The sequence below is a fragment of the Alcanivorax sp. genome (genome assembly GCF_014762765.1).
Lineage (GTDB): Bacteria > Pseudomonadota > Gammaproteobacteria > Pseudomonadales > Alcanivoracaceae > Alcanivorax.
In genome coordinates, this window is sequence record NZ_JABURH010000143.1 from 3,749 (window position 1) to 19,726 (window position 15,978).

At 58.4% G+C, this 15,978-nt stretch carries 13 protein-coding genes; 9 read left to right on the plus strand and 4 right to left on the minus strand.

Translation table 11 applies throughout. The annotated features are described in order from the left end of the window. The 6 genes from HUJ17_RS10115 to HUJ17_RS10140 form a co-directional block, all read left to right on the plus strand. Window positions 1–700: PspA/IM30 family protein (locus HUJ17_RS10115; protein ID WP_290510577.1), on the plus strand; the 700-nt coding region annotated here is incomplete at its 5' end. Between the two features lie 178 nt (window positions 701–878). Further along, window positions 879–1,487, plus strand: coding sequence for a TetR/AcrR family transcriptional regulator (locus tag HUJ17_RS10120; protein WP_290510578.1), 609 nt, complete (start codon window positions 879–881; stop codon window positions 1,485–1,487). Window positions 1,488–1,659: 172 nt separating this feature from the next. Beyond that, complete coding sequence (locus tag HUJ17_RS10125) at window positions 1,660–3,531, plus strand: MFS transporter (protein WP_290510579.1); 1,872 nt, start codon at window positions 1,660–1,662, stop codon at window positions 3,529–3,531. A 180-nt stretch (window positions 3,532–3,711) separates the two neighbouring features. Next, window positions 3,712–4,371 (plus strand): hypothetical protein, encoded by a 660-nt coding sequence (locus tag HUJ17_RS10130; protein ID WP_290510580.1) that lies wholly within the window; start codon window positions 3,712–3,714, stop codon window positions 4,369–4,371. Window positions 4,372–4,375: 4 nt separating this feature from the next. Next, window positions 4,376–5,632 (plus strand): DUF445 domain-containing protein, encoded by a 1,257-nt coding sequence (locus HUJ17_RS10135; protein ID WP_290510581.1) that lies wholly within the window; start codon window positions 4,376–4,378, stop codon window positions 5,630–5,632. Between the two features lie 213 nt (window positions 5,633–5,845). Beyond that, the gene (locus HUJ17_RS10140) at window positions 5,846–7,198 is read left to right on the plus strand and encodes an SPFH domain-containing protein (RefSeq protein WP_290510582.1); all 1,353 of its coding nucleotides are present in this window, start codon (window positions 5,846–5,848) and stop codon (window positions 7,196–7,198) included. Window positions 7,199–7,282: 84 nt separating this feature from the next. Here HUJ17_RS10140 and HUJ17_RS10145 read toward each other — a convergent pair whose 3' ends face one another. The 3 genes from HUJ17_RS10145 to HUJ17_RS10155 are packed head-to-tail and all read right to left on the minus strand — an operon-like array spanning window position 7,283 to window position 11,426. Then, window positions 7,283–8,554: an RDD family protein gene (locus tag HUJ17_RS10145; protein WP_290510583.1), complete on the minus strand. Its 1,272-nt coding sequence runs from the start codon at window positions 8,552–8,554 to the stop codon at window positions 7,283–7,285. Beyond that, complete coding sequence (locus HUJ17_RS10150; protein WP_290510584.1) at window positions 8,551–9,738, minus strand: RDD family protein; 1,188 nt, start codon at window positions 9,736–9,738, stop codon at window positions 8,551–8,553. The genes HUJ17_RS10145 and HUJ17_RS10150 overlap by 4 nt, the downstream gene beginning before the upstream one ends. Beyond that, the gene (locus HUJ17_RS10155) at window positions 9,738–11,426 is read right to left on the minus strand and encodes a molecular chaperone HscC (protein WP_290510585.1); all 1,689 of its coding nucleotides are present in this window, start codon (window positions 11,424–11,426) and stop codon (window positions 9,738–9,740) included. The genes HUJ17_RS10150 and HUJ17_RS10155 overlap by 1 nt, the downstream gene beginning before the upstream one ends. A 49-nt stretch (window positions 11,427–11,475) precedes the next feature. Between HUJ17_RS10155 and arfB the strand changes: the two genes are divergently transcribed. Together arfB and HUJ17_RS10165 are read left to right on the plus strand one after the other, a co-directional pair. After that, entirely contained in the window at window positions 11,476–11,892 is a 417-nt protein-coding gene (arfB, locus tag HUJ17_RS10160) for an alternative ribosome rescue aminoacyl-tRNA hydrolase ArfB (protein ID WP_290510586.1), read from the plus strand. Between the two features lie 256 nt (window positions 11,893–12,148). Beyond that, window positions 12,149–13,108, plus strand: a complete 960-nt coding sequence (locus HUJ17_RS10165) for an NAD(P)-dependent alcohol dehydrogenase (RefSeq protein WP_290510587.1) — start codon at window positions 12,149–12,151, stop codon at window positions 13,106–13,108. A gap of 74 nt (window positions 13,109–13,182) precedes the next feature. Here the strand turns inward: HUJ17_RS10165 and HUJ17_RS10170 are convergent, their stop codons facing one another. After that, a complete protein-coding gene (locus tag HUJ17_RS10170; protein ID WP_290510589.1) occupies window positions 13,183–15,372 on the minus strand; it encodes an OsmC domain/YcaO domain-containing protein in 2,190 nt (729 codons plus the stop codon). Window positions 15,373–15,567: 195 nt separating this feature from the next. On the opposite strand from HUJ17_RS10170, the gene HUJ17_RS10175 reads away from it, so the two are divergent. Continuing rightward, on the plus strand, window positions 15,568–15,978 hold a 411-nt coding region (locus tag HUJ17_RS10175; RefSeq protein WP_290510588.1), incomplete at its 3' end, for a bacteriohemerythrin.

Here is a 15,978-nt window from a genome sequence, read left to right on the forward strand (position 1 = left end):
CATGGCCACTGCCTGGAACAGACTGAAAACCCTGATGCGCGGCCAGGCCCGTGTCAGCATGGAACAGATCGTCAATGCCAACGACATGCTGCTGCTCGACCAGCAGCTCTATGAAACCGAACAATCCCTGCGCGATGCCCGTCGGCAACTGGCGCGGCTGATGGCAGAGCAAAAACTAAACCGCCGTCGCAGTGACGAGCTGGCCGGTCAGATACGCTACTACGAAAATGGGGCCCGTCAGGCCCTGGCCGCCAGTGAGGAAACGTTGGCTCTGGATATTGGTAAGCGACTGGCGGATCTGGAACAGCAACAGGCGCGACTGGAACAACAGGGCATCGCGCTGAACCAGCAGGAAGCGGAATACCAACGTTTCATCCAGCAGGCGGCGGACCAGTTGAAAACCCTGCGCCATGAACAGTCGCTGGCCAGAAGCCAGGAAGCCCTGTTCGGGCAAAGCCGGAATCGGGAAGCGCAGGGCCGCGGTCTTGCCGAACGGCTTAGCGACAGTAAACAGACCCTGCAGCATATCCAGCAACGGCAGGAAGAATGTCGTTTGTTGTGGCACAGTGAGATCCACTGCGACTGGCAGACCGGCGACAGCAAGATGGATAGCCTGGACAAGCGTATGGCCGATGCCGGCATCGGTGACAGCCAGACCGAGCGGGCCCGGGCGATTTTGGCAAGGTTGCAATCGTCCTGAATCAGATTTTTTGTATGTGGGAGCAAATGACTGCCCCACAGGGAATGATTTATCACCGAGATCACAGAGTTCACCGGGGTAAAGCGTTTTCTCAGTGATATCTGTGGTGAAAATCGACTTTCTTGTAGGGATTCATTGGGACTACAAGAGAAACGGTATCAGCAAAAAGGAATAGCAGGTGGCACGTCGTAACCAACACAGCCGTGAGGAACTGCAGGCGCTGGCCGTCCATGCGGTACGCGAACTGGTGGCGGAACAGGGGCTGGCGAAACTCAGTGTGCGCAAGGTGGCGGAGCAAATCCGTTACACCCCGGGTATGCTCTATCATGTGTTCGCCAACCTGGATGATCTGATTCTGCATGCCAATGCCGCTACCCTGGATGCGTTGTTGGCAGAGATTGAAACCGTTAACACAGGCTCGCCACAACAGGCCCTGCACCATATGGCCAGCGCTTACCTGGCCCTGGCTCGGGAACAGACCGCCCTGTGGCAGATGGTATTCATGCATCGCATGCAGAAGTCTGCGCCAGTACCCGACTGGTATCAGCAGCGCACTGCCAGATTGTTTGCCCGGGTGGAGCGCCAGATGGCGCGGCTGGCGAAAGGCCAGTCAGACAGCGCCATCCACCTGGCTGCCCGCACCCTGTGGAGCAGCGTCCACGGCATCGCGGTACTGGCGGCGGAAAACAAACTGGATGTGGCCGGGGATGTGGATGAGCAGGCCATGCTCGATTCGTTGCTGGAGCATTACTTGAATAGCTGGGGAAAGATGCAAGTTACAGTTTGAAAGCCGCAAGGTGCGGAATGATTCCTTGTGCTTTCAAGGGCTGTGCCCGCGCAGTAAACATCGTCAGCGCGGGTTGAGACGCTCCGTGAATCACAGGCCTTGCCCGCGTTGGAACTTGCAACTTGTAACTTGCCACTCACCCAACCCTAAACATGAACTGTAAGGCGGAAAAATGAAAAAAGGGTTGTTCTCTCTGCTGGCGTCACGCCGCTTCGGGCCTTTCTTCTTTACCCAGTTCCTCGGGGCTTTCAACGACAACGTGTTCCGCCAGGCGCTGATTCTTTTGATTGCCTCCGGGGCGGTCACCGCCGTCAGCGTCAACACCCTTAACAACGTGGCCCTGGCCTTGTTTATCCTGCCCTTCTTCCTGTTTTCGGCCCTGGCCGGCCAGGTGGCGGACAAGTACGACAAGGCGTCGCTGGTGCGCAAGATCAAGTTTGTGGAAGTCTGCATCATGTCCGCCGCTGCCGTGGGCTTCTTCTTCGATGCGGTGTATTTCCTGCTTGGCGTGTTGTTCTGTATGGGCCTGCAGTCCACCTTCTTCGGCCCGATCAAGTATTCCATCATTCCCCAGCAGCTGGACGACAAGGAACTGGTATCCGGTAATGCGCTGGTGGAAATGGGTACCTTTTTGGCGATTCTGCTGGGTTCCATTTCCGGTGTGCTGCTGAAAATGGATGGCGTGGGCGATGGCGTGGTGGCTATCGCTGTCGTAGGGCTGGCATTGCTCGGTTACCTGGCGGCTCGCGGTATTCCCTCCGCGCCAGCGGCGGATGATGGGCTGAAGTTGAACTGGAACCTGTGGAAGGAAACCTGGCACATCGTCGGCTATGCCCGGGAGGTGAAATCCGTATGGATGTGCGTGTTGGGTATCTCCTGGTTCTGGTTTCTGGGTGCTGCCTATACCACTCAGCTCAAGGTCTACGTGGATGACTACCTGCTGGGCACCGATGGTCTTTACGCCGTGCTGTTGGGCACTTTCTCCATCGGCATCGGCCTGGGCTCATTCCTCTGTGAAAAACTCTCCGGCAAGCGGGTGGAACTGGGACTGGTACCGCTGGGTTCCATTGGCCTGAGCGTATTCGGGGTGGATCTGTTCTTCTCCTATGCCGGGCTGGAAGGCAATGGCCAGGTGGATATCGCCGGCTTCCTGCAGCAGGCCGGTGGTTATCGGGTATTGATGGATCTGCTCGGTATCGGCGTGTTTGGCGGCTTTTATATCGTGCCGCTGTTCGCCTTCATCCAACACCGCAGTAACCCCAAACACCTGTCGCGGATCATTGCCGCCAACAACATTCTCAATGCCCTGTTGATGGTGGGTTCGGCGGTGGCTGGCATCGTGCTGGTGGGCCTGCTGGAATTGACTGTGCCGCAGTTCTTCCTGGCCCTGGCGCTGGCAAATGTGCTGGTGGCCAGCTACATCTATACAGTGGTGCCGGAATTCCTTATTCGCCTGCTGGTATGGATGCTGACCCACACCATGTACCGGGTGAAGCACGATGGTATGGAACATATTCCCGATGAGGGGCCCTGCATGCTGGTATGCAACCACGTGAGCTATGTGGATGCCCTGCTGCTGGCCGGGGCCATCCGCCGACCGGTGCGTTTTGTCATGTTCAAGCCTATCTATGACATGCCGATGCTCAACTATATTTTCCGTACCGGCAAGACCATCCCCATCGACTCAAAGGTTCGTAACCCGGCAATCTATGAACGGGCCTTTGTGCGTATACGCGAGGAACTGGAGGCTGGTGAAGTGGTGTGCATTTTCCCGGAAGGCAAACTCACCGACGATGGCGAGGTGGCTGAATTCCGCGCCGGCATCGAAAAGATCGTCGCCGATTATCCGGTACCGGTGGTTCCCATGGCCCTGTCAGGTCTTTGGGGAAGCTTCTTCAGCCACAAGGGCGGCAAAGCCCTGACCCGGCTGCCGCGACGATTCTGGTCGCGGATCAAACTGGCGGTAGGGGACGCGGTGGCTCCGGAACAGGTACGCGCGGATGATTTGCGCGAGCGGGTACTGGCCTTGCGTGAGAGGCCATAACGCCAATCGGGGCTGGGGGTTGCGGAAAACATACGCACGGTAACTTGCACAAAAATGAAAACCGCGCACACTCGATAATAAAGTGGTCTTTGTTTAGCCGATCTTGCCCGGCCCGATGATATCGATGAAACACCGGTAAACGCCAAAGACCCGAAACCACAATAAGAACAGGAAACAACCGTGTCTGATTCTCCACTCTCGCCCGCTGCCCTGCGGGCGCGAATACAGCATTTGCTGTATCAGTTGCCGCCGGTACAGCGTGCCGATGAACGCCTCCATCAGGTAGAACAGGATGTTCTGCAGGGGCTCAAGCACCGCCTGGAAGGGCTGGAATCTCCCGGTAGTCTGGGCGGCCCAGCAGACAGCTTTCAGCAATTGCTGGAAGTGTCCATGGAGCAGAGCCAGGAGCAGGCCCGTGCCATGCTGGTCAGCCAGGTACTGTCGGGGACTACCGCCGATGAAGCCCGCCTGTTGGCCGCCCTGTCTGATGGTAGCGGTTTTCCCATGCTGACTCTTTTCACCGGCGGGCGTCTGTCACGGGGTGAAGTCTTGCACCGCCACTCCAATATCGGGCGGGCCGCAGGCATTCAGTGCACGGATTTCATTGCCTTCTACCTGAACCGCCTGTTTGCTCGCGGCCTGGTGGTCGCGTCCGGGTTCAGCGAAGAGCGGCGCATGGATTACGAGTTGCTCGAAGGCGACAGCGATTACCGCAAGGCGGAAGAGGCGCTCAAAGCGCACTCCCCAAAACTGAAAGTCCGTCGCGAAACCCTCCACATGAGCCCGGTGGGCGACAAGGTGTGGGCACTGTTGAGCGAAGCGGCAGTGACTGAGGAGTAAGCCTGTGATTACCGATATCAATCTGATTCTGGCGGATATTCAGGCCAACTGGCTGCTCTATCTGGCCATGCCGTTTGTGGCAGCTGCCATTGGTTATTACACCAAGGTGGTGGCCATCAAGATGATGTTCAAACCACTGAGGTTTGTGGGTTGGAGGCCGTTCCTGGGCTGGCAGGGCATTGTGCCGCGCAAGGCCGCCACCATGGCCAGTATTGCCTGTGACCTGATGATGGAGCGGTTGCTTAAACCCGAGGATGTATTCGACAAGCTGGATCCGCAGCGGGTGGTAAAGGAAATCCGCGAACCGCTGATCCGTTCCGTGGAAGACATCACCCGCGAGGTGGCTGCCGAATACCAGCCTGGCCTGTGGGAGTCTGCTCCCGAATCAGTGAAAAATCTGATTATCCAGCGCATTCAGAATGAAGCGCCGCACATGGTCGAACAGATCATGACGGACATCAAAAGCAATATCACCCGGGTGTTCGATCTCAAGGATCTGGTCACCAGTGCACTGGTCCGTGACAAGGAGTTGCTCAACCGGGTGTTCCTGGAAGCCGGCCATGTGGAGTTCAAGTTCATCCGCAACTCCGGCATCTACTTCGGCTTTGCCATTGGTATCGTTCAGGCCATCGTCTGGGCCATGACCCACAACATCTGGGTGATTCCGCTGTTCGGGCTGTTCACCGGCTGGTTCACCGACTGGCTGGCGCTGAAGATGATCTTCAACCCGAAACAGCCGGTGCGTTACCTGGGGCTGTTCGAATGGCAGGGCCTGTTCCTGCGCCGCCGCAAACAGGTAGCGGCACGCTACGGGGAGCTGGTGGCCACGGAGATCGTCACCCCGGCGGCGGTGATCGGCGCCATCCTCACCGGGCCCATGTCTGACCGGCTGTTCGGGCTGGTACAGAAACAGGTACAGCGCACCATGGATGAACAGGCGGGCCTGGCCAAGCCGCTGGTGGTGTTCGCCGTGGGCAGCACCCGGTACCAGGAAATGAAGCGCTCCGTATCCGAGAAGGTCATGCAGCATCTGCCGGAAACCCTCACCCACATGGAGGCCTACGCCGAAGAAGCCATGGATCTGAAAAACCTGCTTGTGACCAAAATGCAGGAACTCACCGAGGAGGAATTCGAAGGGTTACTCAGGCCGGCTTTCCAGCAGGACGAATGGATACTGATTACCGTGGGCGCGCTACTCGGCTTCCTGGTCGGTGAGCTTCAGGTGCATGTGATGATCCACTTTGCGGTGCCTGTGGGGTGAGTCGAGAGTAACGAGGTACGAGTTGCGAAAAGCCAGCAAGTCAGGGGTTTCGCAACTCGAGACTCGCACCCGCTCCTGGGGCTCTTGCTCCCTGTCCTGCACGCTTACCCCTGCGATCCGAAAGATCCCAAATGTAAGACATTGCCCACTATCCTTTCCCGGATCGCCCTCTAAAATATTCCCCTTTCACATTGACTCTCTGGGGGAAAATTCATGCTCAAGGACAAGCTCAAGGGCGCCCTGCCCGTGCCAAAGCTGGTAGGGGCCGTGATCGGTGTACTGGTACTGGTGGTGGTTGCCAACAAATCCATTTTCTATGCCGAGCCCGGCTATGTGTATCACGTGCGCACCATCACTGGTCAGGAACAGGTGGTATCAGATGTGGGCTACCAGTTCTTTTTCTTCGGTCGCTGGAATTCCTGGAAACGGGCGCTGACGGTGCAGGCAGTGAAAGGCGGTACGGAAGACCTGGCCTATGTGGAAGTGGAAAGCTCGGAAACCTCTGCCGCCTTGCCGCCCCAGAACATCATGTTCCTGGATCAGGTAGACGCCAATGCACAGGCCACGGTGCGTTTTACCATCCCCACGGACAAGGACAGCTTTCTGCAGCTGGCCCACGAATACCGTAACCCGGAAAACCTCCTGCGCACCGCCCTGATTCCCGCTTTCAAGGAAACCCTGCAGGCCAATGCGTCGTTAATGAGTGCCGAGGAGTACTACTCCGGGGGGCGCACCGAATTCAATACCGAATTCGAGAACCAGATGATCAATGGCATCTACATTGTTCGCCGGGAAGAGATCAGCGAAAAGAGAGTGGGTGATGTGAGAGGCAGCGCCAATGTTGCCATGGGAACCCAGCAGCAGGACTACGGTGATGATTCCAAGGTGGTCTTCGTAGTCCGCAAAATGCTGGACGATACCGGCATTCCGCGGCGCAAATCCCAGCGCTTTATCGATTACGGCGTGTCTGTGGTGGAAGCCCGTATCACCCAGATGGACCCGAACCAGCGCTTCGTAGAGCGCATGCAGCTCAAGCAGAAAGCCTCTGCGGATCGGGCCATTGCCCGGGAACAACGGGTCCAGGAAGAAGAGCAGCGACTGCTGGCCATTGCCCGGGGTGAGCGGGAAGTGGCCGAGCGTCAGGCCAAGGCGAAGGTGGATCAGATCCAGCGCACCACGGAAGCAGAGACCGAGAAACAGCTGGCCATTACCGAAGCGCAGAAAAAACAGGAACAGGCGGAAATCGACAAACAGACCGCCCAGGTCAACCTGGAGAAAGCGCGCATCGAAGCGGAAACCCGTCGTACCCTGGCCGATGCGGAGGCCTATCAGAAGAAAGCAGTGCTGCAGGCGGATAACGCCCTGGCCCAGAAGCTCGATGCGGAAATCGAGATCCAGAAAATCTGGGCAGAGGCCTTCGCCCAACGCAAGGTTCCGCAGTATGTCTTTGGCGGTGGAGACGGTAATACGCCCACCGGCTCGGATTCCGAAACAAAGGCCTTCATGCAGTTGTTGACCCTGGATGCAGCCAAGCGGCTGAACTATGACCGGGATGTGAAGAACTGAGTCGTACCCTCCCTGGCTGCATACAAGCAGCCTCCGGTAGCACCCGGCCAGCAGGAAGCCGTCCACCCGGACGGCTTCTTGCCATCACCAACCGCTGGCCACGTTGGGACGGATCACAAAACTCTGACTAAGGCGGTCATGTAACAGCCGCCCGCCCATAAAAGCATTGATCAGAAAGACGACTTTCCAGAGCAATCCCACCAGCAACAACAGCGAGATTACCCGCCATAAATTATGCAGCGGATTCAGTCTTTGGCCCGTCTTGTTGACCACCCGCAAGCCCAGCAGGTATTTGGCTGGGGTTGCCTGTAGCGGCGTGCATTCCAGCACCAGGGCCATCAGCAGGTAAGCGGGCAAGGTGCCGAGGAGTAAGGGCAATCCCGGTGCCATGCTGCCGTCACCCAGCATCTTCATGGGACCGATGATTAACAGGGAGACAGCAAACATGGCGAAGAAAAGATCCAGCAGTACACACAGGGTGCGCAAACCATAACCAGCATAATCCAGAGCAAGAGGAGCGGGTTCCGGTGTCAGCTGGGTGGACCAGCTGGCCAGTTGCTCAGAGCTTTGAAGCGCCTGTGGGGGAAGGGGCTGTGCGCCACGCACGGATCGCAGCAAGGTTTCCGGTGGCGGCGCATCATCCAGTATCGCAAACAGCCACTGGCTGTGATCCTCCCCCGCGGCGGCAAGCAGCTCCGGCCGTCGTCCGGTCCAGTGAAACAGGCCATTCAGATAGTCCAGCACCCGGCGGTGGGGTACCACGCCGCTTTGTTGGTGCTTGTTCACGATCAGGCGGAAGACAGCCATGCCCAGGTCGCGGTTGAAAGCGCTGTCGAGAATCAGCGGGTCGGCTACCAGAAACTGCCACTGTTGCGGCTCTGACAGTCCGGCTGTTTGCGACAGGCAGGTATCGCAGCGAGCGAGCAATTCATGCTGTATCTGCACCGGGTCCACCCGTGGCGGGGGTTCCTCCTGCAGAGGCTCCAGCCGATGGACGTCGCGGAGGTTGGGTTGTGGCGGGCTGTCTGTTTCCGGCGCTTCGATAACGAAAGGATCACGATTGGGCGGTGGCGGATTGTCTTCGGCGGCGCGTAGAAAATCGCTGATCTCTTCGTCATTGTCGTCCGGTGTTGGCGGGTCGCTCTCTTCCTGTCGGCTTTCCATGACAAGCGGGGAAACCGGACCGGGGTCGTCCTGCTCCGCCATTGCCAGGGCCTGTTTATAGGCCTGGTGAAGACGTTGAAACCCGTCCGGGTCTTCATCGGGCCGGTGTTGCTTGAGCTGCTTGGCATAGGCGCGCTTGATGGCGCGGCTGTCATCGGTGGGCTCGATCTGAAGAATGCTAAAAGGGGTCATGCGGTGGCCTGCCGGTGACGTCTGCGGCTCAGGCGCAGATTGATCACATGGGTGCGGCTGACGAAATCCTGAATCAGATTGCCGTTCATCAGGCAGTTGGCCACGAATAACACTGCGAATAACAGGCCGGCTTTGGGATCCAGGAAATCATTGATCAGTATCAGGGCCAGTACTCCCAGCATGCAGCCGGCCCGCATCAGCGTATGCTGCCATCGCAAAGGTTGCATGCTGGTATCGGTTACCCGCAGGCCTAACAGCCATTTTCCCGGTGTGGCCTGCCAGCGGGAATGCTCCAGTAACGCGGCGATGGGAATGTAAAGTGCGAAGGTGGCCAGTAGTCGGGTGTCGCCCAGACGGCCCGGATCAAGATGAGCGGCAAGCGGGGGCCATTGCAACAGGAGATCCACCACATACCCGATGGCAAAGAGATCAATGGCCACAGCAATGCAGCGGTGCAACATGCTGCCGAAGTAATAGAAATCCAGCGCTTCGCCCTGTTTTTGTGGCTTTTGGCGGATCAGTTTTTTGCTGCCGCGCAGGCCTTGCTCAACCGGTTGCTCGGCGGTATGGCTGTCGAGCAGGTCGAACAGATGTTCTCGGATGGCGGTGTCCGGGCCGTATAACAATTCGTCCTGTCGTGAATCCCAGCCGAACAACCGGTTCAGGTAATTCAGTACCGCCGGCTCAATCGGTGTCAGGTTGCCGCGTAATTGTTCTGTATCGCGTTGGTGTCTGATTATCTCTTCGAACAAAGCCTCACTGAGCCGATGGCGCAGGCTGTCGTCAAGCAACTCCGGGCTGCGGGTCAGAAATTCCCAGTACTGCGGTTGGCGTGCACCGTGATGTTCAGCCAGTAGCTGGCAACAACGCTGGAACAGGGGCCGGTAATCTGGTGTGGCTTCAGGTTCGGAGGGCGGCTGCGGTGCCGTCGGCGTCAGCTGGATGGACCAGTTCGCCAGTTGCTCCGGTTCTTGTTCAGGAGTTGGTGCGGGGAGTGGCATCTCTTCCGTCACCACTGCCTGTTGTTCAGCCAGTTGCAGCGCGGTCTTGTAGGCCTGGTGCAGTTGCTGAAACGCCGCAGGATCCTGGTCCGGGCGGTGCTGTTTCAGCAAGCGGGCATAGGCCTTCTTGATGGCGCGAGTGTCGCTGGTGGGAGCAAGCTCCAGCCGGTCCCAGGGAGACATCAGAACCAGTCCTCGCTTTCCAGTTGAGCCAGCACGTCCTTCACCTGCTTCTGGACCTTGGCGATTTCCGCCGGGTTCTGCCGCTCCAGTGCTCGCTCGAACTGTTTCATCACATCGGCGATGTAATCCCGGCGATCCCCCAGGCTGCTTTCATACAGGCGCTCACCCCGGGCCAGCAGAGCGCGGTTATCTTCACCGTCACGGGGATGGAATTTCAATTCGCTGAGCTTGCTCAGGGCCTTCTGTTTATCCGCCTCGGACAGGGCGCCGGGGGTGTGTTCGATCAGATGGTTGTAGGTCTTGCCAGTGGAATGCACCGTTACATCCACTTCCAGCAGGCCGTTCATGTCATAGCTGTAGCGCACATCCACGGTTTCCTCGCCGCGCGGTGCCGGCGGCACCTGCACGCTCAGCTCACCCAGATAGACATTCTTTTCCACCAACCGGTTTTCACCCTGGTAGACCTTGATGGTCAGCTCGGTCTGGTTGTCGTGGGCGGTGCAGATTTCCTTGACGATACTCACCGGCACCACGCAGTTGCGTTCGATGATCGGCAGAAAATAGGATCCCAGACGAGGATTGTCCTCGTTGATAACGCCGGTGCCCAGGGTGTAGGGGCAAACGTCGGTGAGTACCACGTCGTCCAGGGCTTCGTTGCGCATCATCAAGCCGGCCTGAATGGCAGCGCCCATGGCCACCACAGTGTCCGGGTCAAGATGGCAGGACGGCAGCCGGCCGAACATCTTGCCCACGGTGGAACGGAAAATGGCCAGCCGGGTGGAGCCGCCCACCAGCACCACATCATCTATCTTGCTCGGGTGCAGGCCCGCATCGCGGATGGCCCGTTCGATGGGATGTTTGGCGCGCAGTAGCAGGGGGGTGCTGATGCGGGCAAACCAGTCGGCGGTGACCACGTGCTCCACGGTCTTCTCGCCCAGGTCCAGGGTCAGCACCAGGTCCGTGGGGCCCAGTTTGCGCTTGGCACTTTCCATCTGCAGGTAAAGGTTCTGCAGGGTTAGGGGCTTCAGGTCGTCGCGGCGCAGGCGGTGCTCGCGCAGCACATCATCCACCATCGCATCGACAAAATCCTCGCCGCCCAGGAAGTTATCGCCGGCGCTGGCGTGTACTTCCATGATGCCGTCAAAGAATTCCAGCAGGGACACATCAAAAGTGCCGCCACCCAGGTCCAGAATCAGAAACAGGCCTTCCTGCTTTTCGTGCAGGCCATAGGCGATGGCGGCGGCGGTGGGCTCGTTGATCAGCCGCTCCACCTTCAGCCCGGCCAGCTCCGCCGCCAGCTTGGTGGCATGGCGCTGGTTGTCATTGAAATAGGCAGGCACGCTGATCACTGCTTCAGTGACGGGTTCGCCGAGAAAGGTTTCCGCATCTTCCTTCAGTGAGCGGAGCACCAGCGAGGACAGTTCGGTGGCGGTAAAGGTCTGCTTGCCCAGCTTTACCTTGTGGTCGGTGCCCATCAGGCGTTTGAAGGTGGCCACCGTTCGGTCGCTGTGATTGATCAGCCGCTGGCGGGCGGTACGGCCGACGATGATTTCGCCGTTCTTGTCCACGCCCACCACCGAGGGGGTGAGTACCTCTCCCAGCCGGTTAGGGATCAGTGTTACCCCGTCGTCCGTCCACAGCCCGCAGGCACTGTTGGTGGTCCCCAGATCGATCCCGATGATGGTCATGTTCCTTCCCTGTTGTTAGTCTGGCGCCTGAAAGGAGAGCGCCAACGTCATGCTTGAAATAGGCAACAATTTACAGATTCCTGACCATGAGATCGAGCTTCAGGCGATCCGCGCCCAGGGCAGCGGTGGCCAGAATGTGAACAAGGTCGCCTCCGCTATCCACTTGCGTTTCGACATTCGCGCCTCATCCCTGCCCGATCGCTACAAGGAGCGCTTACTGGCGCTCAGCGACCAGCGCATCACCAGCGACGGGGTGGTGGTGATCAAGGCCCAGCAGTTCCGCACCCAGGAAATGAACAAGGAAAACGCCCTGGCCCGGCTCGCCCAGTTGATCAAGAGCGTGACCGTGGAGCAGAAGCCCCGCAAGGCCACCCGCCCTACCCTGGGCAGCAAGCGTCGACGCATGGACAGCAAGACCAAACGCGGCAAGACGAAATCCCTGCGTGGAAAGGTGGATCCGGGCTGAGGGACAAGCTACAAGCCACAAGCTACAACACGGGATAGGGTTTTGGGTTTCCTGTACGTCGCGCCCCGCGCTGGTAGTAACCGGCGCGGCTCAACCCTTTCAACATTTGAAGCCGTGGTTCGCGTTGCAGCTTGTGGCTTGAAGCTTGCCGCTGTAATTGACACAAACCTCACCTCCCTTGGCGCCATCTGACCGCTCTCTTCACGCCCCCCTTTGTTAAGCTTGGATTCGCTGATTTCATTACGGAGCCGAATCCATGAAAGCCGTCACCACATCAGGCTGGGGCCTGTCCGCCAAGCTGGTCCTGGAAAATATCCCCGCGCCTACCCGCCTGGGGCCCAATGATGTGTTGGTGCAGGTGCACGCGGCGTCCGTGAATCCCAAGGACTGGAAGCTGAACTATCATGCGGCGGTGGCGTTTACGCCCCTGCTGGTGAGCAAGCTGCCGCCTTTCTTCGGCGATGATCTGGCCGGCGTGATCATCGACAAGGGTAGCAAGGTGCGAGACTTCGAGATTGGCGATGCGGTCTACGGTATGGATATGCGCCCGCGCACCGCGTCTCTGGCAGAACGGACCCGTATCGACCAGAAGCGCATCGCCAAAAAACCGCCGTCGCTCACGTTTCAGCAGGCGGCCTCCATGCCACTGGCCGCCCAGACGGCCCTGCAAGGTTTGAAAAAGGGCAAGGCGGAAGCCGGCAAGACGGTGTTGATCATTGGTGCGTCTGGCGGTGTCGGCACCTTTGCGGTACAGATTGCCAAGGCCATGGGGCTGAATGTCACTGGTGTCTGCAGCGGTCGCAACGCGGACTTTGTTCGGGAACTGGGTGCCGACGAGATTATCGATTACACCCAGGGGGACTACCGCAAAACCGCAGGCTCCTTCGACCTGGTCTTCGACGTCACCTCCTACGAATCGCCGCTAAGCTGTGACGAATTGATTGGCGACGATGGCTGGTTCATCTCCACCGGCGGTGACGCCCGCTCCATGTTGGTGACGCCTTTCTATCGGGTGTTCGGCAAGCATTGCGGCACCGTGGTGGTGGAATCCTGGAAGAGGGATCTGGAGACCCTGTCAGAGCTGGTGGAAAGCGGCAAACTGCGTCCCATTATCGACAGCGTTTTTTCTCTGGCAGAGAGCCAGGAAGCCTATGATCGGAGTCGCACTGGCCGGTGTCGCGGAAAGGTAGTGATCGAGGTGATACCTGAGGGCTAATCAACTGTAGGAGCTATGCTTGATGGTGAACCCTTCTCAAGCATAGCTCCTACAGCAATAGTTATAGGGGCTGGTTACGCCAGCCCAGCCTTGGCTGCCCTCGCCGCATGCAGCTTCTTGTAGCTTTCAATAAGACGCTGGTGCTTTTCCAGCCCTTCCAGCTGCATATTGGTGGGCGTCAGGCCATGAAAACGGACCGTGCCATTCACTGAGCCCACCACCGCTTCCATGGTGTTCTCCCCGAACATGCGCTGGAAGTTTCGCAGATAGTCTTCCAGTTCCAGTTCGTCATCCAGGGTGATTTCCAGCACCGCCCGCATGGCCTGGTAGAACAGCCCGCGTACCACCGTGTTGTCGTTGAACTGCAGGAACATGTCCACCAGTTCCAGCGCTTCTTCATGACGCTGTAGCGCCAGGTTGATCAACAGCTTCAGTTCCAGCACGGTGAGCTGGCCCCACACGGTGTTCTCGTCGAACTCGATGCCGATCAGGGTAATGATGTCCGTGTAGTTGTCGATCTGGCTTTCTTCCAGACGCCCAGCCAGCTGGCTGAGCTGGTCGTCGTTGAGGCGGTGCAGGTTGAGAATGTCTTCCCGGTAATCCAGCGCCATGTTGGTGTTGTCCCAGATCAGGTCTTCCACCGGGTAGACCTCGGAAAAGTCCGGCACCAGAATCCGGCAGGCCGGCGCGCCCAGTTGGTCGTACACCGCCACATAGGCTTCTTTTTCCAGATCGTCGAGAATGGCGAACAGTCGCGCCGCTTCTTCGTCATTCGTTCCGGAAAAATCCCACTCGCAAAATTCTTCGTCCGCCTGGGCGCTGAAGAAGCGCCAGCTCACCACCCCGGTGGAATCAATAAAGTGCTCCACGAAGTTGTTGGGCTCGGTGACTTCCTGGCTGTTGAAGGTGGGCGGTGGTACATCGTTTAACCCTTCGAAACTGCGGCCCTGAAGGAGCTCGGTGAGGCTGCGTTCCAGTGCCACCTCGAAACTCGGGTGGGCGCCGAAGGAGGCAAACACGCCGCCGGTACGCGGGTTCATCAGGGTCACGCACATGACCGGGAACTGGCCGCCCAGGGAGGCATCCTTCACCAGCACCGGGAAGCCCTGCTCTTCCAGAGCCTGGATACCCTCCACAATCGCCGGGTATTTGGCCAGCACTGCGTCGGGCACATCCGGCAGGGTGATTTCTTCCTCGATAATGTGCTTCTTCACCGCCCGCTCGAAGATTTCCGACAGGCACTGCACCTGGGCTTCGGCCAGGGTATTGCCGGCACTCATGCCGTTACTCAGAAACAGGTTTTCGATCAGGTTGGAGGGGAAGTACACCGTCTCGCCATCTGAGTGGCGTGTAAAAGGCAGCGCGCAGATGCCCCGGTCCACCCGGCCGGAGTTGGTGTCAATCAGGTTGGAGCCACCCAGCTCGCCGTCCGGGTTGTAGATGCCCAGGCAGTAGTCATCCAGAATCCCCGCCGGCAGCGCATCGTTGGGGCCGGGTTTGAACCACTTCTCGTTGGGATAATGCACGAAGTCGCTGTCGGCAATCTCTTCACCGAAGAACTGGTCGTTGTAGAAGAAGTTGCAGTTGAGTCGCTCGATAAACTCGCCAAGCGCCGAACACAGGGCCGCTTCCTTGGTGGCACCCTTGCCGTTGGTAAAGCACATGGGCGAGGCCGCATCGCGGATATGCAGGGACCAGACATGGGGAACAATGTTGCGCCAGGAGGCGATCTCGATCTTCATGCCCAGCTCTTCGAGGATGGCGCTCATGTTGGCGATGGTCTGCTCCAGCGGCAGATCCTTGCCCTCGATAAAGGTGCGGTGTTCCTCGTCCGGTTTCACCATCAACAGGGCCTGGGCGTCCTCGTCCAGGTTGTCCACTTCCTCGATCTGGAATTCCGGCCCGGTCTGGATCACCTTCTTCACCGTGCAGCGATCAATGGAACGCAGAATCCCCTGCCGGTCCTTCTCGGAAATATCCTCCGGCAGCTCCACCTGAATGCGGAAGATCTGGTTATAGCGGTTTTCCGGATCGACGATATTGTTCTGCGACAGGCGGATATTGTCCGTGGGGATATCCCGGGCCTTGCAGTACACCTTCACGAAATAGGCCGCACACATGGCCGACGACGCCAGGAAATAGTCAAACGGGCTGGGTGCCGAGCCATCACCCTTGTAGCGGATGGGCTGGTCGGTGATGACGGTGAAGTCGTCGAACTTGGCTTCCAGGCGAAGGTTATCGAGGAAGTTGACGTTGATTTCCATGGCGGGGCTACCGGGTTTGAGAAATGGCGGGCGTTGGAGCGCCATTATCCAGCTTTTACCCCTCACCGTCTGTAGGGTGCCCTGCCAGGGAGCGATCCGGTTCCCCGGCACAGCACAAACATTGATCTATATCTAAATCTTCTAACCCTCCCCCTGCTAGCGTAAATACCCCGCATCACATACCGGAGACGGATCATGCGCATCGTATGGAGCCCGGATTACGAACTGGGAATCCTGCTGATCGACCAGCAGCATCGGCGTATCGTCGACTACATCAACGATCTTGACCGCCTGGCAGGTCAGCCGGATGCCCAGCTGGGCGTGGCCCGGGTCCTCTATGATCTGGTGGACTACACCGAGTCCCATTTCAGTTTCGAGGAAGCGCTTATGGAGCGGGCCGGTTATGAAGACCTGGATAACCACCATCACCTGCATCGCAAGTTCACCTTCCACATCGAATCCCTGATGCGTCGCCATGAAGAAGGGGAGGCCGTGGCCGAGCCGTTATTGCAGGTGCTGGAGAAGTGGCTGTTGCATCATATTCTTGAAGAGGATCGTGACTATACGGAACAGGTGCGGGATTTTATCGACAGTATTGGCCGTGAG